Origin of the sequence: Ascidiimonas meishanensis, from assembly GCF_037782385.1 — a bacterium.
GTDB classification, from domain to species: Bacteria; Bacteroidota; Bacteroidia; order Flavobacteriales; family Flavobacteriaceae; genus Ascidiimonas; species Ascidiimonas meishanensis.
Window position 1 is genome coordinate 1 of sequence record NZ_JBBEXD010000004.1, and the last position, 23,588, is coordinate 23,588.

Consider the following 23,588-nt stretch of genomic DNA (forward strand, 5'->3'; position numbering starts at 1 on the left):
TTAGTCTATACGGAAGGTAAAGAACTCCACCAAACCGTGAAAATCGTTTGATTCGCATTTTTTATGCAATAGAACATCTATATCTTATTATTGGTGAAAATAAAGTAACTTTAAAGATTGAACTGAAAGTTTTCTTGAATTTCAATTTAGCTTATTCTAAACTTTTTTTGCCTAATGAAGATGAGAGTCATACTAATATCCTTATTGCTACCACTTTTTTTTTGAATCTTCAAGCATAGCCATCTTATGGAGAATTACAGAAAACCGACTACTGAAGAAGGCTTATCGCATAACTCTATAAACTATATAATTCAAGGTAATGATGGTTTAATTTGGATAGGCACATGAAACGGTATGCATAAATTTAATGGTTATACTTACTCTGTTTATAAATCCAATCCTAAGGATACCAACGTACTACATATACACCTTACTAAAGAGCATTTGTCCAAGCAAAATAAAGAAATTTTAGAATTAAACATTAACAACAACACAAAGATAAATACAAAGCGAGTTTTACAGAACTTTAAAGCTCTATATTGACAAGAGATAAATTCATGGTGAAGAATATTGATGCCAAAATAGTTGTTTAATATGTAGAATGGTATCAAGCTAGTAAGGAAGATTAATCAGTATGGTTTGCTCAAAATAATATAGAAAATTGAAAGGATTAGCTATATCAAAGGGAAATCATATGCTAATAAAGTTATTTTATCATTTAATGCCTTTTTATATGCGATTTAACCGCTATATTTTATTTTTGGTAAAAAAAGTTTAATTTTTATAACATATTGCAATTTTAATTAGTTGTATCCTGTTTTTAAATACTTTTTTCTCATGAATAAAGAAGTTCTTTTGATATGCCTACTTCTTGCGACGATTTTTAATCTGCAAGCGCAATCATTCTATACTGATTACAGGAAATTATCCACCGAAAACGGTCTATCACATAACTATGTTACATCTCTTATTCAAAGCAGAGATGGTATTATATGGGTAGGTACTATAAACGGTCTCAATAAATTTGATGGATACAATTTTACCGTCTATAAATCTAATCCTAAAGACAGCACCTCTATTTCAAATAATTCAATTACTGCTTTAGGTCAAGAAAGTAATGGACTTATTTGGATTTCTACAGATGGTGGTGGTATTTCTAGATTTGATCCAAACACTGATAAATTTAAGCAGTATGTTCAAAAACCCAACGACTCTTCAAAGATTACGCACAATCATTATTATACCTTATTTGTAGACTCTAAAGATAGAGTCTGGGCAGGAAATTGGGATGGATTAGATCTCTATAATCCAGAATTAGACATTTTTGAAAGGATACTAAGTTCTGAGGAATTTGATTATGCTTATGGAATATATAGTATCGTTGAAGATAAAAAAAACCGCCTCTGGCTAGGTACAGATAGTAATGGACTTCAACGCTACAACCCCGAAACTAAAAAAGTAGAAGCAGTATTTAAATATGATTATAAAAATTCAAGTAGTATAAGCGCTGATTTTGTGAATTATATTTTTATTGACAGTAAGGAAAATATTTGGATTCTGCATGGGAATGATACAGCATCCAAAATAGACAGGGTAAATCCTAATAATGGATTGGTAGATACCTTTGATTTTTCTTCACAAGGATATAAAGACCTCTGCACTGGACTATTTGAAGACAAAAATAATAACATTTGGGTTTTATTTGAAACTTCTGGAATCAAACAATTAAATACTTCAACAGGATTACTGGAGTCTTTAGATAAAAAGCTGCCAATAATTCAAGAACGCATAACGGAGGTTTTTAAAGATAGAGATGGTTCTCTTTGGCTAGGGACAGAAGAAGGCATTACCTATTTTTCCTCGAAATTAAAATCTTTTGAATTCTGGCCAAATATGCCTGTTTACCCTAGTGACACCAAAAAACCGGTGGATGGAATTCTAGAAAGTAAAAATGGTGATATCTGGTTTGTAAATGAATCTTACGGTATTCGCAAATTAAACCCAAAAACTAATAAAATAGAAACCTTTCCAAAATTACATGAATTTTTAGAAAAAAAAGGAAGTAAAATAGAGGTATCAGATGTTATGGAAGATAGTCTGGGAAATATTTGGTTTACCTATAGCTATGGTTTTATTAAGATAAATCCCTTAAACAGTGAGTTCAAAAATTATAACTATTTAAAATCGGTTAATGAATATGAATATTTTAAAACTACCCAGTATAACCGGATTATTCAATCTAAAAATGGTAAAATATGGGTAGGAACATATGATGGGTGGTTATTAGAATTTAATCCTATTACAGAATTATTTGAGAATGCTTACCTATATGGTCTCGAAGATGATAGCCTTAATATAGCCAAGCTCCCAGGTTACTATTTAACAGAGCTCTATCAAGATGATTCAGATAATATATATGTTGGTTTTTTAGACGAAGGTCTATATCAATTGCATAACGAAACCAAAGAATTCTCGAAAATAATCTATCAAGACACCGCTAATATAGACACCAATGCTAAATACGTTACTTATGCGTATCGTTCTAAAAACATACTATGGATAGGAACCGGAAACGGTTTATTTAATAAAAACTTGAAGACAGGAGAATTCTCTTCTTTTAATATTCAGGAAGGATTGGCTGATAATTTTATTTCCGCAATTACCGAAGATAATGTGGGAAACTTATGGGTTAGTACCAGCAAAGGAATTTCAAAACTCGATCCAAAAACAAACAAGTTTACCAATTATGATAGTAAAGAAGGACTGCAACAAGCTGATTTCAGAATAGGTAGTTGCTTTAAAAATAGCGAGAAAGGATTGTTATATTTTGGTGGAGACAAAGGCTTTAACGTATTTGACCCAAATAATATAAAAGATAATAACATCGTACCTTCTATAGTGATTACTAATTTCAAGAACCAAAATTCTGAAGGCAATTTTATAAATATTCCAGGCATTAATTTTAAAAATAAAATTAAACTCCCTTATGATGAAAGAGACTTTACCGTAGAAGTCGCCGCATTAGATTTCACAAATCCAGATAAAAATCAATACGCTTATTGGCTAGAGGGCTATAATAAAAACTGGATTAAAATTGGAGATAATAGAGAAGTTACTTTTAACAATCTTAGCCCTGGAACCTATACATTAAGGTTAAAAGGCTCCAATAATGACGGGATTTGGAATAAGGCTGGAAAATCAATTGACATAACCATTATTCCACCTTGGTGGCGCACCTGGTGGGCTTATTCTTTGTATCTTTTTTTGTTCCTTTTTTTACTGTACGGTATTTATAGCTATAGAATTAATCAGTTAGAAAACATTCGCTTACTGGAACTAGATGAGGCCAAAAGAACCATGTACACTAATATTACCCATGAATTTAGAACTCCACTAACCGTTATCTCTGGTATCAATCAAGAGCTTAGAGAACAAACTGGAGGAGCCTATAAACAACATTTTGACCTTATTGACAGAAATAGTAAAAACATGCTTGATTTGGTTAATCAGCTACTTGAACTTAGAAAATTAGAAATTGGCAAGAATCAAGTAAATTTTATTCAAAATGATATTATTGCCTATCTTAAATATATATCCGAAACATTTGTTAGCTATGCCAAAACCAATAACATTAATTTATATTTTGTCTGTATTACTAATGAATTGATCATGGATTATGATCCAGATAAACTATTGATGATTCTCTCTAATTTACTCTCTAATGCCATCAAATACAGTAAATCTGGTAGTGAAATCTATTTACAGGTAGATGAGTTTAAAGATGCCTTACAAATTAGAGTTGTTGATTCTGGAAAAGGCATTCCCGAAAAAGAACTTCCCCTTATTTTTGAAAGATTTTACAAAGTAAAAAATAACCATAAAGATAATATAGATGGTATTGGTGTTGGACTTGCATTAACAAAAGAATTAGTTCATTTATTAAAAGGTGAGATAACGGTAAACAGCCACCTAGATAAGGGAACTATTTTCACCGTTACCTTACCCATCCAAAAGAATGCATCTTTAGAAAAAAAGATGGCGCAAGCACCGCGATTTGTTGAAATTTTTAACAACATAAAAACTGATAATTTTGCAAAGAACCATCAAAATAAAAGTGCAAACGATGCCCTGAAATTATTGGTAATTGAAGATAATAAAGACATCATTACATATTTAACCAAATGTGTAGAAAAACAATGGAATCTCACCATTAGACAAGATGGACAAAAAGGAATTGATGAGGCTATTGAAAATGTTCCGGATATTATTTTATGTGATTTAATGATGCCCAATGCTGATGGTTACCAAGTATTAGATACTTTAAAAAATGACACCAAAACAAGCCATATTCCTATTGTTATTTTAACCGCAAAAGCAGACGATGAATCTAGAATTAAGGCATATAAAAAAGGGGCAGATGTCTTTTTGCTCAAACCTTTTAACAAAGAAGAACTTCTTACTATACTGGAAAAACTAGTACAACAAAGAAGACAACTGCAAGAACGACATACCTCACAGATAGCTACGTTTTTTAAAGAAAGTAGCGAGATTCATAAAGAAGACACATTTATAAAAAAACTAGAAGAATTAGTCTTGGCAGAAAATTCAAAAAATTCCTATAACGTAACCCGTTTATGTAATGATTTAGGGATGAGCCGCACACAACTTCATAACAAGATTAAGGCACTTACCGGTAAGTCTACTTCCATCTTTGTTAGATCGTTAAGATTAAGTAAAGGAAAGTACCTTTTGGAACATACAAACAAGGGTATTTCTGAGATTGCTTACGAAGTTGGATTCAATAATCCAAGCTATTTTACAAAATCTTTCACAGAAGAATTTGGACTTCCACCTAGTACCCTAAGAAAAGAATAAACAAATATGTTGTATAGCAGAATACCAGCTTATTACAACCATTTATTATCTTAAAATTAAACACCCTTTAAATTGCATTTTTTTCATTTTTTTAACATTTTTTATGGATAATAACTAACGGAATATTTAAAAAATCAAATCCAAATCCCTTTTTGTTCCGTATTTATTAAAACAAAGATTCCTAAAACTTTGTAATTGAAATGAAAACAAAAATTTTATTTTTCCCGCTGCTGTTCATCACGATATTTACGATATCTGGTCAACAATTTACAAGTAAAATCAATAAATTTGATATAGATAATAGTCTATCAGGAGTAGTAGTCACTTCCATTTTACAAGACAAACAAGGATTCATTTGGGTAGGCAGTCTTGACGGTCTTACTAAATACAATGGATATGAGTTTACCAAATTCCGAAATATCTCTGGAGATTCTACCTCTCTTTCCTATAATCAAATAATGAATCTTTCTGAAGATCGGCAGGGAAATATATGGGTTGCAACATTTGGAGGAGGTATCTCCAAATACAACCCAAAAACAAATACTTTCAAAAAGTATATGCAGAAACAATCAGACTCTACAAAAATAAGTCATAACCATATTGAATCTATTTTTGTTGATTCCAAAAACCAAATTTGGGCTGGACACTGGGAAGGTCTTGACCTTTACAATCCAGAAAAAGATCGTTTTGAGCGAGTTTTAGGCCCAGAATCAGATACCAATACATATCGCTATTTAGTTTTTGATATAGAATCTGATACGGAGAACAGTCTTTGGCTTGCTACTAATGGATCTGGATTATTAAAATTTAATACAGAATCCCTTCAAATTGAAAAATCATATAGTTTAAACCCAAATTATCCAGACAAACGACCTGGTTCTAAATACCTAAAAGTCAATAAAGTAGTAAAAGATGATCAGGGTACTTTTTGGTTTTCAGGAATGTATGGAGCAGCTCATTTTAATCCAAATACCGATGAAGTTCCAACAAATATTACCAACATTGTTAATGACCAAAAAGACTATTATCACTTTATAAGCAAAACAGAAGGTGGTGAAATTATTGTTCAATCTTCGTTAGATAAAAAGTTTAAACTTCTAGATCCTAAGACTGGAAAAATATTACACGTGTTTAATCGATTAAACCTATCAGAAGATTTAAATATTTCTTCTGTCATTGAAGATAAAGCAGGGTCCTTTTGGTTTGGAGGAAAAGGTCTTTTTTATGCAGGTGCAGAGAGCAAACCTTTTAGGTATCATGAAAGCATTTCAGATAATAAAATAGAACCAGATGTTTATTCTGAACTTTTTGAAGATAGTAATGGTTTTCTATGGTTCGCCAGTAAAAATGAAGGCTTGGTTCGTCTAAATAGGGATAATTGCCAAAGAGAAACCTATCCGCAAATCACTGCTAAGCTCAAACCAGATGAAAATGGAATTACTGTAAGGAACATAATAGAGGATAAATCTGGAAATATTTGGATTTTTTCATTTGCTCAGGTTATTCGTCTCAATACAAACACCAACGATTTTAAAATTTTTGATGATCTTGTAAAAACAACTTCAGGATATCCTATGGATGGGTATTTTGAATATGGTATTGAATCAAAAGACGGCACTCTATGGATTTGCACAAAACGAGGTTATTTATTCGCTTTTGACCCTATTTTAGGAAAAATAAAACAGCAATATCTTTTTCATGAAATTGAACGAGATGATGCCATTCCTGCTCCTGGTTTTTATATGAATATAGTCTATGAAGATTTGCAAGGAAACCTATTAATTGGTTATGAAGATGCAGGATTATTTAAACTTGATAGGTCTAAGAATATATTTCAAAAAATAAATTATCACAGTACCGATGAAACTGATATTGCTGCTAAACAAATCACTTCTATTTATCAAAACAATAAAGAGGTATTATGGATAGGCACAGCGAGCGGCTTATTTAAATTTAATACCCAAAACAATACATCTGTTCAATATGGAATAAAAGAGGGGCTTCCTAACGCTATGATTAATGATATTATTGATGATGGACTAGGCAATTTATGGCTCACTACGAACAGAGGTATTTCTAAATTTAATCCTTTAACAGAAACGTTTAAAAACTATGATTCTGATGATGGGTTAAATCAAAATTTCTTTAATCGAGTAAGCTCTTTTAAAAGTGAAAAAGACGGACTCATATTTCTATCCAGTTTGGAAGGAATAAATGTGTTTGACCCTAGGGACATAAAAGACAACAACTATATTCCTGAAATTGTTATTACAAATTTCAAAAAACACAATGCTCAAGGAGATTTTATTTCAATGCCAGGAATTAATTATCTAGAAGCCTTAAGCCTACCTTATAACGAAAGAGACTTCACCATAGAAATTGCCTCACTTGATTATACCAATCCTGGTAAAAATCAATATGCCTATTGGTTAGAAGGATATAATACCAACTGGGTAGAAATTGGTAGCAGAAGAGAAATCACCTTTACAAACCTGAGTTCTGGTAGCTATACACTAAGGATTAAAGGATCTAATAACGATGGTGTTTGGAATGAAAAGGGAAGAACGCTTAGTATTATCATATTGCCCCCTTGGTGGCTTACTTGGTGGGCTTATACAATATATATGTTTGTAGTACTCGCATTGTTCTATGGAGTGTATAGGTATAGAGTAAATCAGTTAGAGACCGTGCGGTTAAAAGAATTAGACCAAGCTAAGAAAACCATGTACACCAATATTACACATGAATTTAGAACACCTCTAACTGTAATCGCTGGTATAAATAAAGAGCTTCGAGATCAATCTAATGGTAATTTTAAAAAGCAATTTGATCTTGTAGAACGCAATAGTAAAAATATGCTTGATTTGGTCAATCAATTGTTAGAGCTCAGAAAATTGGAAATTGGTAAAATTAGAATAGAATATATTCAAGATAACATCATCTCTTATTTAAAGTATATAGCTGGAAGTTTTGAGACCTATGCACAAACTAAAGATATTACATTACATTTTGTTTGCATTACCAATCAATTACTTATGGATTATGACCCTGACAAACTTTTTATGATTTTGTCAAACTTACTTTCTAATGCCATTAAATATAGTGAACAAGGAAACGATGTTTTTATGCAGGTAGATGAACTTGATGGTAAGTTACAAATACGTATTGTTGATTCCGGTAGAGGAATTAGCGAGCAAGATCTCCCGCATATTTTTGATAGGTTTTATAAAGTTAAAAACAGTGGTCAAGACAATTTTGACGGTATGGGAATTGGGCTTGCGGTAACTAAAGAACTTGTGGAACTACTCAACGGAGAAATCACCGTAAATAGCACTGCCCATAGGGGAAGTATTTTTACTATTACACTTCCCATTCTAAACAATGCTTCCAAACCAAAAACAATAACACCCCCAGAACCTAAGGTTTGCAAAACACCAAATGAGTTTTCTTTGTCGACCAAAGAACTAGAAAAAAATACACTTCGTATTGCATCTAAAAAGGAATTAAGGCTATTAATCATTGAAGATAATGCTGATATTATTCATTATCTAACCTCCTGCCTACAGGAACACTGGGTTTTAGATGTAGCGCAAGATGGCAAGTTGGGCATTGAAAAAGCAATAGAGAATGTTCCAGATATTATTTTATGCGATTTAATGATGCCAAATGTTGATGGTTATCAAGTATTAAAAGTGTTAAAAAATGACACAAGAACCAGTCATATTCCAATAGTAATACTTACTGCGAAAGCTGATGATGATTCTAGAATTGAAGCCTATAAAAGAGGAGCAGATTCATTTCTTCTCAAACCATTTAACAGAGATGAATTGCTTATTATTCTAGAAAATTTAGTGGAGCAACGTGCTTTATTACAGCAGCGATACAAATTACAAAATGCGTTCCCAAATTCAGAGAATTTTGATATTAACAAAGAAGATCATTTTATTCAAAAGCTGGAAGAACTGGTTTTGAATGAAGATTCCAAAACTCCTTATAGCGTGAGCCGTTTATGTACAGATCTTGGAATGAGCCGTACACAACTTCATCACAAAATTAAGGCCTTAACTGGTAAGTCTACATCTATATTTGTTAGGTCTCTTAGGCTTAGGAAAGCAAAGTATCTTTTAGAGCAAACTAACAAGGGAATTTCTGAAATTGCCTATGATGTTGGCTTTAACAACCCTAGTTATTTTACCAGATCTTTTACAGAAGAATACGGTATACCCCCTAGCGCTATAAAAGATAGAAAAGTAGTTTAGCTTAAAATTTATAACCTCATAAAAGCGTATTGGGTACAATACGCTTTTATGAGGTTATGATGTGAAATTCTTTTAGTCTCTTTTTAAAAAATTACTAGTATTCTTGAAAAACGAGACCATTTATTATGTATAAATCAGTTTACAAAGACTTTGGTTTCATTGTTTATTTTATAAGGTTAGTTATATTATTTATCGCCTCATTTGAATGGAACTCCCTATAGTTTCTGCATTCCTTGCCTCCTTGCCTTTGACTTTTGTTCGAGTCTTCAGCCTCTCTTTTACCGCAGCAGTACCTGTTTGTGGGGTATAACCTTTACTTAATGCTTGTTTAGAAGGTTGGGCCTTAGAAAATGCATTTACATTGATAGTGGTAACTTGCCCCATAGAATTGGTTGCCACAGCTACTTCAGGTTTCACCGGAGCTTGTGTTGGCTTATTTTTCTGGTCCTTGATTTTAACCTTGGTTACCTTTCTAACTTTTTTAACCTCTTTCTCCTTTGCTTTCTTTTGTTCAATAATCTCTTTTCTTATACCACCGCTATCAGTTTTGGCTTTTGCCAGATTTTTAGCAACCTGTTTTGCAGGTGTTATTTTTGCTTTTGCGGTTACTTGCTGTACCGAACTTTGAAGCTCTTTTGCACCAGTTACAGGCTTTTGAAGACTTACTCTTTCTGTAACATTCAATTCTTTGGTAGCAACTCCTGACTTAATTTCTGTTTTGGCAGCAACTTCAGATTTTATTTCAGCTTTAGCAGCAACTCCTGATTTTATATTACTTTTTACCGCATCACCTGGCTTTATTTCTGCTTTAGCAGCAACCCCTGATTTTAGATCTTTTTTTACACTGGCAGTATTTGTAAGATCCGTTTTTGCAGCTAAGCCGGTTTTTGCACTGATCTCTTTTGCCGTGTCTAAACCCGTTTTAAGATTTGCTTGAAGTTCTTGAGCCGCTGTAGGAATAGCTGCTGTGGTATTTAAAGTGTTTGTAGCAGCTTTAGCGTTACTTAAACTTTTACTTTGAGTTACTTCTTGTGCTGCCTGCATAGCTGCTTCACCCATACTTTGTTTTGTGACGGGTGCATCTTGTGCAACAGGCACTATTTGTTGTTTCTTACGCCCAAATAAGCCAGCAAATAAATTTTGCAGCGGATTTTGGGTTTTCTGTGGAGTAGCATAAGGTCTTTGTTTAGGCCCCTGTTCTTCGCGTTGCTTTTTCTTTTCCTCCATACTTTTATTCTTAAATATTATCTTCTGTATTAAAATACCTAAAAAGTTTGAATAATGCTAATTAGATAAGCAGATTTAAACTTTAAAAGTAACAATATGTTCTTTAAACCTTTCAACTAGTTTACGCTAGTTAGTTTAATATTGGTCAGACATGTAAATTCTTATATAGCTTGCTACATACTAGGTTTTGATCTTTTTGCTTCCCGCGTTTCAGATTTATTGTTTACAGATGACCTCCTTTTATTTGATTCTTTTACCATAGCAGGTGATTTCCCTAATACCATAGCCTCTTGTGCCTTTGCCGTTTTTGTTGCCGTAGACATCGCTACAAGAAAATCTGGTGACCCAAAATCAGGAGTCTTACCTGAAATAGGTATCACTTTACCACCATTTTGGGAGGCTCCCAATACAGATTCATTGGTAACTGTACTTGCAAACGTAGATAAGGTAGCACTGCTCTCTTGTCTGGTTCCTTCCATACCCTTTTCCTGTGTTTTAGAATCTCCTAAATTATCTAGATCTGAAGCGATAGAAGAATTTTCACTTCTATCATCTGAAGAAATGGATATTTCATTAGGAATTCCGTTGTTCTTTTCATTTGAAGTACTATCAATACTTTCACTAGGAATTCCATCAATGCTTTCATTGAAAACATACGAATCCTGCATTTCACTTTGATTTAAACTGCTTTCATCTTCTGATCTGATACTTTCTTGTGAATTTGTTGCAGCAACTTGATTTTCTTTTTCACTATCATCTGCAAAATTAGAGGTTGCCAAAGAATCTGCAATACTTTCGGTATCACTTGCTGAATACGCCAAAGAATCTGTCTCAGGAACAAATTGCTCTCCAGATAATTCTACCGAAGAAGTTTCACTAATATTGTCAAATTCATTACTTAATCCTTTATCTGCTTCACTTTCATCGAAACTACTAGCTATACTAAAATCTCTAGCATCGTTCTTTAGTTCTGCTGCTTCTTGCTTATTTTCCGATATTTCTGTTGCTTTTTCCTCTTTTGCTTCTGCAACTTCTTGTCTATCCTCAAATGATTGCGTTACGCTTTCTTCCTTTTCCTCCGCTGCTTCTTGCCTATCTTCAAATGACTCCGTTACACTCTCTTCCTTTTCCTCTGCGGCTTCTTGCCTATCTTCAAATGATTGCGTTACGCTTTCTTCCTTTTCCTCTGCTACTTGTTCATTTTCGGCCACAATTTCTTCTGGCATATCAACATCAGAAGCGTTGTCAAAACTAATTTCTGAGCCAATTATTGAATCTACTTCTTCTGTTTGGGCTATCGTTGGATCAATATCTTCGTTTACAGATTCTTCTTCATCACTATCAACAGCTGCAAGATCTGGTAAGCTTTCATCTTCTACACCTTTCGTATTTTCTTCTTCTAATTGCTCTTCTTCCGAAAACTCAATGCTTTCCCCTACAGACTCTTCTTCATCACTATCAACAGCTGCAAGATCTGGTAAGCTTTCATCTTCTATACCTTTCGTAACTTCTTCACTTACCTCTTCTTCATTAGTTTCCGATTGAATTTCGGCCTCATCTTCCTCCTCTTCGTCCTCATTATTGTCGCCCTCACTAAAACTATCCGTGGTTAGATCACTTGATACCGAAGCGTCCTCTTCCGTTCCAATTCCATCCCTTGATTCTACTATGCTAGAAGCAACAGAAGTCTCTGGGGTATCTTCCCTTTCAGGATTTGTTGGGGGAGGCATTCCTTGCCCTTGCCCTTGTCCCTGCCCCTTATCTTGATCATTAGATGGATCGGGAGTTGGAGTGGCACCCGGTGGTGTTTGTGGAGGTGTTACATTGGGTCCATTACCTTGCTGTCTAGCAGCTAATAATTCTTTTACCTGTTCCTGTAACTGTTTGATTTGATTCTGTAGCGTTTCGCGTTCTTTATTAAATAATTCTCGGTATGATTCGTTCTCGCGTCTATTTGTAATTGATTTTTCAATGGCTTTAGCAGCAAAAAGACCTGCTGCAAATATCGCAAACAACATAGGGGCTATGGCAAGCATTAAAAGCCCTATAATCACATTTTGAGTAGTCAGCTTAATGTACAAGCCGTCATCCTTCTTCTTCTTTTTTCCCGTTTGATTATCGTCTGCCATTTTATTAGGTTTTACTTAAACTTTCTTAATTTAGATCATATTGGTATATGTATGTATCTATATAAGACAAAATCCCCCAATTATTATTTATTTTTTTAATAACGGTAAGATTCCAACTGTCAACCATGTGAAAACTCAAGAAATTCTTTTTGTAAATACTTATGGTATTCAACCAAAAACCTACTGTTTCTCAATAACTCTTTAGATGCATCTTTTAATTCTGGTATTTTATTTTGGGGAGCGGGCAAAACATATACATTGTATTTAATCTGAATTCTAGACTCTATATCTTTATTTGTAGCGTTTTTAGATTCAAGTAACAATGTGGACTCCTGGTTAACAATATCTTTTTCAAGAGTAGACGCAGCTTTTTTATTACATTTTTTTGCAGCACCTTTTCCAAACAAAGTAAAGAAGGACGTTTTAAGTACGACAAAAACCCGATAAGATCTATCTATCAGGTATCTAAAAATATATTGCCCTATTTTCTTAGTCATTACTTCATTTTTTTAATGAAAGGAAATTTTAGTTTGATTTATTTTCTTCTTCTTCCGTTTTTTTAGCAGCCAATTGCATTTGTTTTCTATTCCTTAGGCTATTAAACTCTTCTCTAAGTGCTCCGTACCATTCTTTAAAATCCTGTTTAATTCTTGCGCCAGTTTTATATTTTTTTTTCTTCTTTTGCTTTTTTAATTCTTGCACCTCTTTAACCCCTTCATTCATTCCCTTTTTAATAGAAACATAAGCTTCCTTAAAAAAAGGGGCTACTTCTTTGTATGTTAATTTAGTTTTTACAGGCTCTTTATTAGTTTCTTTTTTTTCAGATAATTTTAGTGCCTTTAAAACTAAAAATAATGTAAATGAAATTACGTCTTTAGACTTTGATAGGAATTTCTGAAAGCCTGTTTGTTTCTGTATTTCCATTTGATTCTTTCTTAATGAGTATCTAAACATAAACGTTAAAAAACGCTAAATATTTACGTAAACTTTTTATACAATATTTTTAATTTGTGCTTTACGATTATTATTGTTTAAAATCAATTTCGCGAACTGCTTTCACATCTCTTCTAATATCTATAGCAATACGTAATTTTTCTTTAATTTCCTTTCCATTCGCAATTCCTTTAATTAATATGGTAGGATTGGAATGATCTGTACTATCCAACCACACATTAGAAAGACCCACTATACGCAACCAAAAAGGTTGAAGGTGTCTAATATCCTTTACCCTATAAAGTTCTACTTCATTAGTGGTTCTAGAAAAAATACCTGAGTGCTCTATAATACGTTGATTTGTAATTTCCAGCTTATTTTTCTTAGTATCGTAATACTTCCAGATGGCCATGATTATACCAACTCCTATAACGGATAACAAAACACATAACAAATAAAATTTAAAATTCGTCCATTGAGATGGAGAACCTTCCCAAAGAAGTTTTTCTTCATTATCCATTATACTGGAATTTTCAATATTATATGTATTTTCCATAGTAAGCGTTATTTATTTTCTGCAACGGCCTGAGTACTTACATCATAATTCTCTATTAATAATCCATGCGGATTTTCATCGGTTCTGGTTACATTTAGGAGATCAAAAAATGCAGTAAAATTATCTGTTTTTTCATTTCTTTGATCTGTCCTTCTAATATTTAATTTGCCATAAACTGCTGCTTTATAAGGTACAATATCCATGTTTATTTTCACAGAGTCTATAAATACCGCCTGTACCAAATTTTGGGTTTTGATTTTGGTATAATGTCCTTTTGCCTTGAGTGAAAGGTATAGTTCTTTTCCCGAATTTCCAATTAAATATAAAGAACGTTCAATATCATTTTGCATACTAAACTGATCTATATTCCAAAACAATCTGTGAAAACTTTCTATATGATTTTTCACCTCTGGTTCTCTGTAAGTAGAGAGCTCCTGTCTGGATATTCCTTTTGCCAAGGCCAGTTGACCCGTATCTGTAAGAATGTATGCATTTTCTCGCGAAGATTCGTTTGACATGTATGTAAACACTAAACATCCAACAACTACCGTGAAAGCAACCACCATACTCATGATCATAGCTCTTTTTGCTAAAGCAAAACTGGTAGGAATATCTTTTAATGATTTTAACTCCATTTTTTATGTTTTTAGATTCTTACTTAATTCATTTTTACTTGTTTATTGAAGCTGCAGCACCATAAATGGTGCATGCAACTTCATTATAAACAATGACAAGCAATTATGTCACTAATAAATAAATTATTAGATAAACACAACTACCATTAATTCAGCTAAACCGAAAACAGCTAAACCAATCACGTATCTGATTAAGTTTTTCTGTGCTTGTTCGTTACCTTGCATGTACTGGATGAAAATTAAAAATGCACCCACAATAGCAAAAATAAGTACTGCTGCATCTAACGCTGTCTTTACATCATTTTTCCATCCTGTAATTTTACCTGTAACAGCAAAAATTGGCATTGCAGCTAACATCATAAGCGTTGTTAGCATCATGGTTCTCTTTTTGGTGTTACTTAAAACTGTGGCGTTTGCAACTTGGTTTTGATCTGAATTTCTGTTAATAGTTTTCATGTTAAAAAGTGTTAAGAATTATTAATTAATTTAATTGTTAAAAATTTATAAGTAAAAATGTTTATTCATCTGTTTTAGTTCTTATGAGTTGCTTTAAGGGCACATCGTGTTTAATACAATGACTGCTTGTATTGTATTTTATAAACTGGGAGAGCTCTCCTTTCCCAGGGAATCTAAAGGTGATTCCAAAGTATATTCCTGCAAAAGCCACAAAAATTAAGGAGACATAAAACTTTGTGAATACAGTAAAAAGAAAACCCAAACCACATCCTACAATAATGGCTACCTTAAGCATACTGAATCCCATTACCTCCGGTTCTTTTTCTAAAACTTTTGGGCTTTTAAACTCCATAATTATATCGCTTTTATTAAATAATTAAATTGTATCATTTACATTAAACCAGCTTTCTTACGCATGCCTCTACTAATGCTATCTCCAAGACCAGAGCCTAATTCACTGCCTTTACTCACCAACGCATTTGCGTATTTGGGTATTTGTAAAATAGTTAGTATCATAACCACTTGTAGTGCTACGGAAAGGATTCCATTAGGCACACCGGCTAAACCCTGAATAGTCACTACATTAAAGTTTTCCACATTCAACGCCACAATTATCCCCTTCATAATATGTAAAATGGGTCCCCATAACAAAATTGAGATAAAGCCAAAAAACCAACTTCCCAATACACTTTGATTCCCCACAATTAAAGAAAACGGCAACGCTAAAATTCCAATTACATAGTAAATAGAGGCAATCACCACTTGTCTTAACAAAATATAGAAACCTACCGCCGTAGCAGCAAAATAGATAACTAAGTGCAATACCTCCAGAAAAGGATTAATCGCAATAATATCATATACACCTGGAATACCTGCTGTACCTGGATACACATAAGACATTCCTGTATTAAACAAAGTCTCCCTTGCAGGCTCTGCACCTAATACATTAAAACCATTGGAAACCATTTCATCTACTATAAACATAGGCGTTAGAAGCAAAAGGTCTACTAAATCACGATAAAGACCCACAGCTGCCACCACTAAAACGGGTCTGATAATAACAAACGGATCTAATTTTGAATTTACGTCAGACAGATAAAGCATTACTTTATATCCAATATAAATAATAGCAATTACCACTACCAGACTCTGTACATCACCTTGAAGGTTACCTACTACCCCATATATGGTACCTCCCCCGCTTCTACCTACAAGATCATCCCAAAAAGCATCTAAGTTTAACATATATATATATATTTTATTTATTTATTTATTTTAGCGAAAGACGGTCATGAACGTTAGAGAATTCCCGTATTCGTAATCAATTTTTTGCACATTAGACTTGATTCTTTTTACCCGTAGAAAAAGTTTTAAACAATAGGTATACGAGTAGCCTGCACCACCCGTTATTCTAGGTGATAAGGCCGCTACATCAATATAACTAAGATCGTCTCTAATTCTCTGTAGATATACTTTTTCCCGTTCTAACTCACCTTTCAATTGTTTGTATCGTCTAAATACTCTAGCAGAAAGAATCCTAGCTATCTCAAAAGCAAATAAAAGATCATCAATTCTAGTTTCTAAATTGGTCAAACTAACTTGCGTTATTCCATATACGAAGACGGTTCCCGCTTCTGGTGTAGTGGTTAAGAAATCCCGATATTTTTGCTCCTCTGCACCTAACGCCTTGTAAGAATTTTCAATAAGCGCTTTTTCTACCGCTAAGGCGGCTAATAAACCAGCAACTATTGCTTTCTCTCCTGCCAACACCTCATCTCTCACTTCTGCCTGGCTCCAGCTTATTCCCGGTGCTAAACATAGTAACAATAGTATAATTTTAATATGTCTCATTTTCCAAAGTATAATTAATAATATTCCCTAACGCTTGGAGTGTAAATAACATTCGCTCTCCCTCGGGTATAAGCATTTCATGCGTTACTCCCGGTTTTATTTTACCTAAGTAGAATTCTATATTCTCTATCTCTGAATCTACTTTTTTATCATATCTATACCTAATAGCTACATTTTTAAAGAAATCATCACGTGGGTAAGGCACATAAATACCAAACAAATCTGTTATCAATGGATATTTATATCGGTAATATTGCTGTCTTGCATCAATATTTATAAAATTTATAATATCCGTTCGCCTAAGAGCTAGCGGGCTTCCTGCAATAAAAAGACGGTCATGTTTTTCTATAATAGCCATAGAAACTGCTTCTACTACTAGCCAATGCTCTGTATTCAACTTTGTCATTGTTCTATGATCTGCCAATATTTTTTTGTAGCTGCCCTTACTCAAAATATCTATCATTTTTGTTTTAATAGGAATAGGAAATAGTTGCGCATCTACTTGAGTAGAAAACACCAAAACCAACAGTATAATAAGCTTTTTCATATTTAAATTACTTTCATTTCTCTCTTTTAACTCTTGTTATACATACCTTAAAACGGGTATGATTTACTACAACCCAAGCATCACGCTTAGAATCCTGCTTTTAGCAATGTTTGATTCTATATCATCTAATTTGCGATGAATTTCTTCCAATGTCATTTCTGCGTTTTGATTTAAATTAATGCGCTCCCCATATATCATATCTGGAACAGAGGTCCGCAGCTCTGCATCTAATCTCATAATATGTGTCAAAATCAAATTTAGTTTTTCTCTGTTATCCTTCTTTTTGAAAGGATAGAAAAACGCTAATGATTCGTTATCCAATATTAATGTATTTGTACGTACTATAATCTCGTCTAAATCTGCCACTACCCCTCTGTCTAAAGCAGTTCCCGCATAATAGTCCATTCTATGCTTATACAAATCTGCAAAGTCTTCTACTTCTCTTCTTAAATCTGGTTCCAACTTCAAATCAATTGCGGCTAAAGGTGCTAGAATAAGAACGGAACCACCATTAGATCCTGCATTCCAACCGGGCACTTGCGCCATAACTGGTAAAGCCCACAGGCATAGTAAAACGCTAAAATAAATTGAATACTTCATAATGTCTTTAATTAATAATTTCCATTGCTTGTAGTGCCAGAAAAACCTCATCTACATTTTGTGCCATATAAAATGCTGCGGTAATCATGAGTAATGAACGCCCTCTCTTTTCATTTTTAGAATATTCTTTCATAATTTCACGGCGAATTCTATGTATATGCTGCCTGTCTGCATTTCTTATTTGGTTATCATTCTTGTACTGTAGCCAAGCTAGATTTAAACTCGTATTACTAATTTCCTGTAAATAGTCTTGTTTGGTTTGAGGAAAGTAAGCAACTCTATTATTTGATGATCTCATTAAAAGCATTTCTGCGGCTACCACATTTAAAGCTCTTAAAACACTACCTTGAATAAATTCACTATTTCTATCGTAGGGACTTGGTCCATAATTTCTGTCAAGCTCATCTCTAAGTTTGGATACCGCTTTGTTTAATTCCTTTTCCATAAAAGCATTCTCAGTAGCCTGCAGTGTTAATAAGACAATTTGCTCGCCTAGGTTTTTTATATGCGTAACATCAGTATTTGCATAATACCAAAGCTGCCCAAAACTAAACTGGCTAAACATCACTACAATTATGGATACTAACAGTTTCTTTTTTATACGATTTATTTGTTTCCTCATGATATTTATTGTTTATTAAATTCTACGCTCGCCCATTACTTTGATCTTACAATCTCTTTCTACTAATTAAATAGAATACGCGACAGACTTCTCTTATCACTCTCTATCATCATTAAATCCAGTTCATACTCTATAGTATTTATAATTTCTGTATACTCCTCCATAATTTGTGCACGCACACCTCTATTTAATCTGTACCTTGTAGGTGTATTTACCCAACCTCGCACCATTTCCTCTGATTTTCTTAAAAAATTAAACCTTCTGAGGCATAAATCTCTTGGGCGATACTTAGGGTTTATGGTATAAAACCCGTTACAAATAGTTGCATACTTGGGAGATAATGGAAAAACAGTTGGTAGCACAAATGTCATTTTTGCTCTAGAAGCGTTCTCCATAAAAGCAGGGATTTCCAGTTTTTTCACCTCTTTATTAGTTCTTTCATACGCTTTTTTTGCTCTATCGGCTTCATATTGTTCTAATAGCATCGTTGCCGCTGTAACTGGATCAGCATAAGGAACCTGTGCTTGTATTGTACTCAAACATCCAAAAAGACAAATAATCGCTATTAAATATTTCATGACTATAAAGTTTCTGGGTTAATTAATTTCTTTCTTGAGATTTCTAATCTTGCAGATCTTCCTCCCTTTTTCTCCAATACATCAATTACAAAATCTTCATTTTTGTTTGGAGTAAATTTGTCAAACACCATAATCATCGTATGCTGTTCATTGCCTTTAATCTTCTTTGTATCGTTTACGATATGTACAGGTTTCAAAATCCGTTCCTGATAAATATAATCTGGGCTAATTCTTTTGTTTAATTTTAACCGGAATAAAATTTGGTCAATATCTAAATCTATCGCAGATGTATTTTGCAATACCAACCTTAAGGCAATCAAATCTTTCTCGTAAAAAATTCCCATAACGGCAATACCAAAGTCTTCCCTTTTCTTTTCAATTTTGATATTTGAAGGTGCAAATCTCAGCCTATCGGTAAAATGTTTGATCTCAGTTTCTTTTTCCTTTTTTGCTTCTATTTCATCTTTAGGCTTTTCAAGATAGGCAGACCCGCGTCCAATTCTATAGGTTAGCTCTTCTGTATTTCTATTATACTTTAAGGGAATAGAATGAAAAGCACCATCTACGGTAATAACCGTTAAGTTTGTTTCCTGACTAACTGGTTGATCAATCTCTTCACCAATATGTCTAACCTTAATTAGTGTTTGAACGGTATCTGCAACAAAATAAGGCGATCCAAGATCTACATAGGTTATTGTTTTATCAAATATTAAATGAGTTGTTTTAATATCAGATACCCATAGTGCTTCCAAAGGTCTTATAACTTCTAAGTTTTTTTGCGCCTTTGTAATTTGCCCACAAAAAATAAAGAGCATTAGCACTACATATGTTTTTAAATCTTTCATTTTCGCTTATTTATTATGTTCTACAAAATTATTTAAGGCTAATGCCATATTTTCAGTTTTCTTATAATCATCAAAGATTTGTTTGTTTTCATCTGCATTAGAGCTGTAACACGCATATCTTTCTGGAGAGACATTTACTTTGTATACGTTTGAAATATTACCAACTTTTATATACACTTCTCTTTTATCTGTAGAAAACAATTTTTCTAAATCACTCTCACTAAAAGATAAATACTTTGCAAACTTATCTTTGGATGCCATTTTCTTTTTATGTGATAAGAGAATCATGGTATCTGTATTATTAATCATTGCTGGCCCTGCTGCTGTATCTAAGATATCTTCCACATCTTGCGTAGCAATGGCCACTTCACCATAGAATTTACGTACTGTTTTGTAGAGATACTTAATAAATTCTGCCATTTCCCCTTTAGAAATGGGTTTCCAGCACTCATCAATAAAAATAGATTTCTTTACACTTGGTGCTTGTCTAATTTTACTCATTACTACATCAATACATAGCATGGTAACTAATGGAAATAATACAGGATGATCTTTAATGTTATCCATTTCAAACACAATAAATCTTTCTTTTACCAGATTTATAGGTTTTCTGGAGTTTAAAATCTCTGCATATTTACCCGTATGAAAATCTTGTAGAGAGAGTTTAAAACTCATCTTATCAAAATATTTTGCTTCTGATTCTACTGCTATATTATCGCAAACAAACTCAAAAAATGTTGACATACATGGGAATATTGTATCGTCTTCTTCAAGTTTATCGTAATATGCATCTATATACATTCCCAAGATCTGTTTCTCTTCTCTTTTGTAGGGATCATCACCTTTCCAAAGAAATAGAATTAATGATATGAGGAATACTTTTTTCTCAATATTTACTTCTTCATCCCCAGTGTGAAATGGATTAAATTGAAGTGGCTCGCCAACATCATAAGTAAAATACTGTCCGTTGCACAATTGGCATAGTTTCTTATATGAATTCCCTATATCAATCATCACAATATGATGCCCCTGCTCGTGGTACTGGCTGGCAATATGGTTGATCAAGAAAGATTTCCCAGTACCAGAAGGACCAAAAATGAGCCTATTTCTATTAACAATTAGTCCTCTTTTTACAGGCTCATCCCAAAGATCTAATCTTAATGGTGCCAAGTTTTTTCGATCGCAAAACAAAATTCCATCTTTGTTACTTCCATAGTAACTTTCAAAATTCAAAAAGAGAGGTGTCTGCTCTGATATTCCAATAAACTTAAAGTCTTCAGGAAGCATCACTGCTGCTCCCGGACAATTATTAAGATACACATCTTCAATCGCAAATTTCACTTCATACGGCGTCATTCCCAGATCTCTGAATGCATTTGAAACTTCATTTTTGTTTGCTTCAAGCCCTTCCTCTGTTTTATTCCAAACAATAACACTAAAATGCTGTTTAATAAATTTTAATTCCTTTTCAAGCACTTCATCAATAAGTGCCTTGATATTATCGTACGTAAGTTTGTTCTCGTTTGATAGTACCGCTAAACTTTTAAACTGATTTAACTTTGTTTTTAATTGCGAAAAGATTTTATCAGACTTTTCAATATATATAACCTGATTATAAATATGATTGCAATCAAGCCCTACCGCTATTGGCTGTATAAAGGGAATTTGAAAATTAGTTTTAGGTGTAGAAAACTCACTATGCCGCATAGTGGGTTCCATTACAATAGGCAATTGATCATTTGAAGTAATCGCAAAAATTTCAGCCACATTGCTTCCTACTTGAAGCTTTTTATCTAAGAAAATATCTTTTAGACCCGTATCACCATCTTTAGATAGAGAGAAATAACACTCCAGAAGCTCTATAATCTCATCACTATTTAATTGCTTTACATCAAAATAAGATTCTTTGGTAAGGAAGGAAATAGTAGTTTCCACTAATTTCACAAATTCTTCAAACTGCTCTATGTAATTTTCATACATCTTAGGGTTAGAGCTAAATGACACCTTATTTCTTGCATTCTTTGAAATTATAAGGTAGCATTCATGACTTAATGTTGGCTTTTCATAGTAGAATTGATTATCGCTTCTGGATAAGATGTTCTCTGCCTTGGCAATTGCACCATCTACTTTATCTACATAAAAATAATCTTGCTTCTGTATTACTGTGTCCTCTGGAAGAGAACGGATAACCTTATCAAAAATTTCATTAATATTAGCTATAGAATCTTTGTCTAAAGAATAAATTTGAGGTAATCTAAGCTTATAAACTACACTTAAGTCTCCTTTCTTTGAGATTAACAAGTCGTTCTCAACTGCATAAATCGGTAAAATCTTACTAATAGATTGACTTTTCATAGTTTTTAGTTTTGTTCTTGTACTACATTAATCCATAAATGGTACTTCTTAGGCATAAAAACCCTTCTTCTATTAACGAGTTCATCAAGAACTTCGTTGATGGTAGACAAAAGTGCAACTGTTCTCACTTGTTCTGCATCAATATCGTTACCACCGCCCAAGGCAGAAACATTAGTTCCCCTTTGTTTCACGAACCTGAAAACTTCTTTAGCTACTTTTCCAGGAACTTTAGGCCAAGTATTGGTACCTAAATGCACGCCTTCTCTCCCATCAAAATCATAAATCGCTAAGGACACTGGATACAATTTTTTATTCGTCTTATAACTACTGATATCAATATTCAATCTGTTTTTATCATTAAATGAAGCTTTTCCATAAAGAACCGCATCTTTTGGTATCGTAATATTACTTTCGGGCACAAAAAGAAAACGTTTCAGTCTAATAGCAATGGTACTTCCGGCTATAATAATTGCCTGATCTACTGTTTCAGCAGGAGACAAATCTAAAATCTCTCCACTTCCAGAAAAACCTCCAACACCTTTAAAAGGATTTTTACGTTCACTTTGCTCACTCCACTTTTCTGCCAGTGTTGGCGGAGGTACTTCTTCTAGCGCAGAGGTCTCCGATACTGAGGTCACCTGAGTAGTAGGAACAGATTGATAATAGTTATCTTCTGGTACGGGTTCCGGATCACGTAGCTGCTCGCTCATTTCTTCTTGCATTTTTAACAGGAGCTCTAACTCTTCTTTTGCTTTCAATTGCTCCTCTTGCCGCATTCTCTCAAATGCATCCTGAGATACTGCTAAACTATCACCTGGATTATTTCTTTTAAAAGGATTGAAAACATATTCTGACCCCTTTTTCTTTCCATCTTCTTCTATTCGCTCTACAATTTCTTCATCATCCAATTTTCTATTACGAATTAAGTCTTTATCATACCCATCCAGTTTAGAAACACTATCCAAATCTTCTTCATTAACCTCTGGAACCGTAATAGAGAATTCTGGATCCTCCTCTTCTTCAGAAGCAAACAACGAGAATTTTGCATAGAGACCAATCGCAGTAATAAAAACCACAAAAACTGCAATTGCTATAATTTTTTTATTCTTATCCATAATTA

Annotated in this window: 20 protein-coding genes; 3 read left to right on the forward strand and 17 right to left on the reverse strand. The window is 33.3% G+C overall.

Going from position 1 to position 23,588, the window contains the following annotated elements; translation table 11 throughout:
- Window positions 1-246 precede the first annotated feature (246 nt).
- The 3 genes from WBG07_RS19455 (at window position 247) to WBG07_RS07685 (ending at window position 9,134) form a co-directional block, all read left to right on the forward strand.
- Complete coding sequence (locus tag WBG07_RS19455) at window positions 247-348, forward strand: two-component regulator propeller domain-containing protein (protein ID WP_413788814.1); 102 nt, start codon at window positions 247-249, stop codon at window positions 346-348.
- Between the two features lie 489 nt (window positions 349-837).
- Entirely contained in the window at window positions 838-4,875 is a 4,038-nt protein-coding gene (locus WBG07_RS07680) for a hybrid sensor histidine kinase/response regulator transcription factor (RefSeq protein WP_340200088.1), read from the forward strand.
- Window positions 4,876-5,075: 200 nt separating this feature from the next.
- On the forward strand, window positions 5,076-9,134 hold the full coding sequence (locus WBG07_RS07685) for a hybrid sensor histidine kinase/response regulator transcription factor (RefSeq protein WP_340200089.1): 4,059 nt from the start codon (window positions 5,076-5,078) through the stop codon (window positions 9,132-9,134).
- Between the two features lie 189 nt (window positions 9,135-9,323).
- Here WBG07_RS07685 and WBG07_RS07690 read toward each other — a convergent pair whose 3' ends face one another.
- The 17 genes from WBG07_RS07690 to traM all read right to left on the reverse strand — a co-directional run bounded on the left by WBG07_RS07690 (window position 9,324) and on the right by traM (window position 23,583).
- Complete coding sequence (locus tag WBG07_RS07690; protein WP_340200090.1) at window positions 9,324-10,361, reverse strand: hypothetical protein; 1,038 nt, start codon at window positions 10,359-10,361, stop codon at window positions 9,324-9,326.
- Between the two features lie 173 nt (window positions 10,362-10,534).
- Window positions 10,535-12,490 carry a hypothetical protein gene (locus tag WBG07_RS07695; RefSeq protein ID WP_340200091.1) on the reverse strand — a complete coding sequence of 652 codons (1,956 nt, stop codon included), beginning with the start codon at window positions 12,488-12,490 and terminating at the stop codon, window positions 10,535-10,537.
- 119 nt (window positions 12,491-12,609) lie between these two features.
- Window positions 12,610-12,987, reverse strand: coding sequence for a hypothetical protein (locus WBG07_RS07700; protein WP_340200092.1), 378 nt, complete (start codon window positions 12,985-12,987; stop codon window positions 12,610-12,612).
- Between the two features lie 28 nt (window positions 12,988-13,015).
- Entirely contained in the window at window positions 13,016-13,414 is a 399-nt protein-coding gene (locus WBG07_RS07705) for a hypothetical protein (RefSeq protein ID WP_340200094.1), read from the reverse strand.
- A gap of 100 nt (window positions 13,415-13,514) precedes the next feature.
- On the reverse strand, window positions 13,515-13,979 hold the full coding sequence (locus tag WBG07_RS07710; protein ID WP_340200095.1) for a PH domain-containing protein: 465 nt from the start codon (window positions 13,977-13,979) through the stop codon (window positions 13,515-13,517).
- Between the two features lie 8 nt (window positions 13,980-13,987).
- Entirely contained in the window at window positions 13,988-14,614 is a 627-nt protein-coding gene (locus tag WBG07_RS07715) for a hypothetical protein (protein WP_340200096.1), read from the reverse strand.
- A gap of 126 nt (window positions 14,615-14,740) precedes the next feature.
- Window positions 14,741-15,070: a hypothetical protein gene (locus WBG07_RS07720; RefSeq protein ID WP_340200097.1), complete on the reverse strand. Its 330-nt coding sequence runs from the start codon at window positions 15,068-15,070 to the stop codon at window positions 14,741-14,743.
- Between the two features lie 61 nt (window positions 15,071-15,131).
- On the reverse strand, window positions 15,132-15,422 hold the full coding sequence (locus WBG07_RS07725; protein WP_340200098.1) for a hypothetical protein: 291 nt from the start codon (window positions 15,420-15,422) through the stop codon (window positions 15,132-15,134).
- A gap of 38 nt (window positions 15,423-15,460) precedes the next feature.
- Window positions 15,461-16,315 (reverse strand): hypothetical protein, encoded by an 855-nt coding sequence (locus WBG07_RS07730; RefSeq protein WP_340200100.1) that lies wholly within the window; start codon window positions 16,313-16,315, stop codon window positions 15,461-15,463.
- A gap of 30 nt (window positions 16,316-16,345) precedes the next feature.
- Complete coding sequence (locus WBG07_RS07735) at window positions 16,346-16,921, reverse strand: hypothetical protein (RefSeq protein ID WP_340200102.1); 576 nt, start codon at window positions 16,919-16,921, stop codon at window positions 16,346-16,348.
- On the reverse strand, window positions 16,908-17,468 hold the full coding sequence (locus tag WBG07_RS07740; RefSeq protein WP_340200104.1) for a hypothetical protein: 561 nt from the start codon (window positions 17,466-17,468) through the stop codon (window positions 16,908-16,910). Before WBG07_RS07740 ends, WBG07_RS07735 begins: the two co-directional genes overlap by 14 nt.
- 66 nt (window positions 17,469-17,534) lie before the next feature.
- Complete coding sequence (locus WBG07_RS07745) at window positions 17,535-18,068, reverse strand: hypothetical protein (RefSeq protein WP_340200106.1); 534 nt, start codon at window positions 18,066-18,068, stop codon at window positions 17,535-17,537.
- Window positions 18,069-18,075: 7 nt separating this feature from the next.
- On the reverse strand, window positions 18,076-18,690 hold the full coding sequence (locus WBG07_RS07750) for a hypothetical protein (protein ID WP_340200108.1): 615 nt from the start codon (window positions 18,688-18,690) through the stop codon (window positions 18,076-18,078).
- 62 nt (window positions 18,691-18,752) lie between these two features.
- Window positions 18,753-19,268, reverse strand: coding sequence for a hypothetical protein (locus WBG07_RS07755; protein WP_340200110.1), 516 nt, complete (start codon window positions 19,266-19,268; stop codon window positions 18,753-18,755).
- Window positions 19,269-19,270: 2 nt separating this feature from the next.
- Window positions 19,271-20,113, reverse strand: coding sequence for a DUF4138 domain-containing protein (locus tag WBG07_RS07760; RefSeq protein WP_340200112.1), 843 nt, complete (start codon window positions 20,111-20,113; stop codon window positions 19,271-19,273).
- A gap of 6 nt (window positions 20,114-20,119) precedes the next feature.
- Window positions 20,120-22,468, reverse strand: coding sequence for a TraG family conjugative transposon ATPase (locus tag WBG07_RS07765; RefSeq protein ID WP_340200113.1), 2,349 nt, complete (start codon window positions 22,466-22,468; stop codon window positions 20,120-20,122).
- A gap of 5 nt (window positions 22,469-22,473) precedes the next feature.
- Window positions 22,474-23,583, reverse strand: coding sequence for a conjugative transposon protein TraM (gene traM / locus WBG07_RS07770; RefSeq protein ID WP_340200114.1), 1,110 nt, complete (start codon window positions 23,581-23,583; stop codon window positions 22,474-22,476).
- Between the last annotated feature and the right edge of the window lie 5 nt (window positions 23,584-23,588).

Coding starts and splice junctions, on each gene's coding strand:
- WBG07_RS07715 (WP_340200096.1), bottom strand. CDS start 14,614: ATGGAGTTAAAATCATTAAAAGATATTCCTACCAGTTTTGCTTTAGCA.
- WBG07_RS07685 (WP_340200089.1), top strand. CDS start 5,076: ATGAAAACAAAAATTTTATTTTTCCCGCTGCTGTTCATCACGATATTT.
- WBG07_RS07695 (WP_340200091.1), bottom strand. CDS start 12,490: ATGGCAGACGATAATCAAACGGGAAAAAAGAAGAAGAAGGATGACGGC.
- WBG07_RS07740 (WP_340200104.1), bottom strand. CDS start 17,468: ATGAAAAAGCTTATTATACTGTTGGTTTTGGTGTTTTCTACTCAAGTA.
- WBG07_RS07760 (WP_340200112.1), bottom strand. CDS start 20,113: ATGAAAGATTTAAAAACATATGTAGTGCTAATGCTCTTTATTTTTTGT.
- WBG07_RS07730 (WP_340200100.1), bottom strand. CDS start 16,315: ATGTTAAACTTAGATGCTTTTTGGGATGATCTTGTAGGTAGAAGCGGG.
- WBG07_RS07700 (WP_340200092.1), bottom strand. CDS start 12,987: ATGACTAAGAAAATAGGGCAATATATTTTTAGATACCTGATAGATAGA.
- WBG07_RS07755 (WP_340200110.1), bottom strand. CDS start 19,268: ATGAAATATTTAATAGCGATTATTTGTCTTTTTGGATGTTTGAGTACA.
- WBG07_RS07735 (WP_340200102.1), bottom strand. CDS start 16,921: ATGAGACATATTAAAATTATACTATTGTTACTATGTTTAGCACCGGGA.
- WBG07_RS07690 (WP_340200090.1), bottom strand. CDS start 10,361: ATGGAGGAAAAGAAAAAGCAACGCGAAGAACAGGGGCCTAAACAAAGA.
- WBG07_RS07710 (WP_340200095.1), bottom strand. CDS start 13,979: ATGGAAAATACATATAATATTGAAAATTCCAGTATAATGGATAATGAA.
- WBG07_RS07680 (WP_340200088.1), top strand. CDS start 838: ATGAATAAAGAAGTTCTTTTGATATGCCTACTTCTTGCGACGATTTTT.
- WBG07_RS07765 (WP_340200113.1), bottom strand. CDS start 22,468: ATGAAAAGTCAATCTATTAGTAAGATTTTACCGATTTATGCAGTTGAG.
- WBG07_RS07750 (WP_340200108.1), bottom strand. CDS start 18,690: ATGAGGAAACAAATAAATCGTATAAAAAAGAAACTGTTAGTATCCATA.
- traM (WP_340200114.1), bottom strand. CDS start 23,583: ATGGATAAGAATAAAAAAATTATAGCAATTGCAGTTTTTGTGGTTTTT.
- WBG07_RS07705 (WP_340200094.1), bottom strand. CDS start 13,414: ATGGAAATACAGAAACAAACAGGCTTTCAGAAATTCCTATCAAAGTCT.
- WBG07_RS07720 (WP_340200097.1), bottom strand. CDS start 15,070: ATGAAAACTATTAACAGAAATTCAGATCAAAACCAAGTTGCAAACGCC.
- WBG07_RS07745 (WP_340200106.1), bottom strand. CDS start 18,068: ATGAAGTATTCAATTTATTTTAGCGTTTTACTATGCCTGTGGGCTTTA.
- WBG07_RS07725 (WP_340200098.1), bottom strand. CDS start 15,422: ATGGAGTTTAAAAGCCCAAAAGTTTTAGAAAAAGAACCGGAGGTAATG.
- WBG07_RS19455 (WP_413788814.1), top strand. CDS start 247: ATGGAGAATTACAGAAAACCGACTACTGAAGAAGGCTTATCGCATAAC.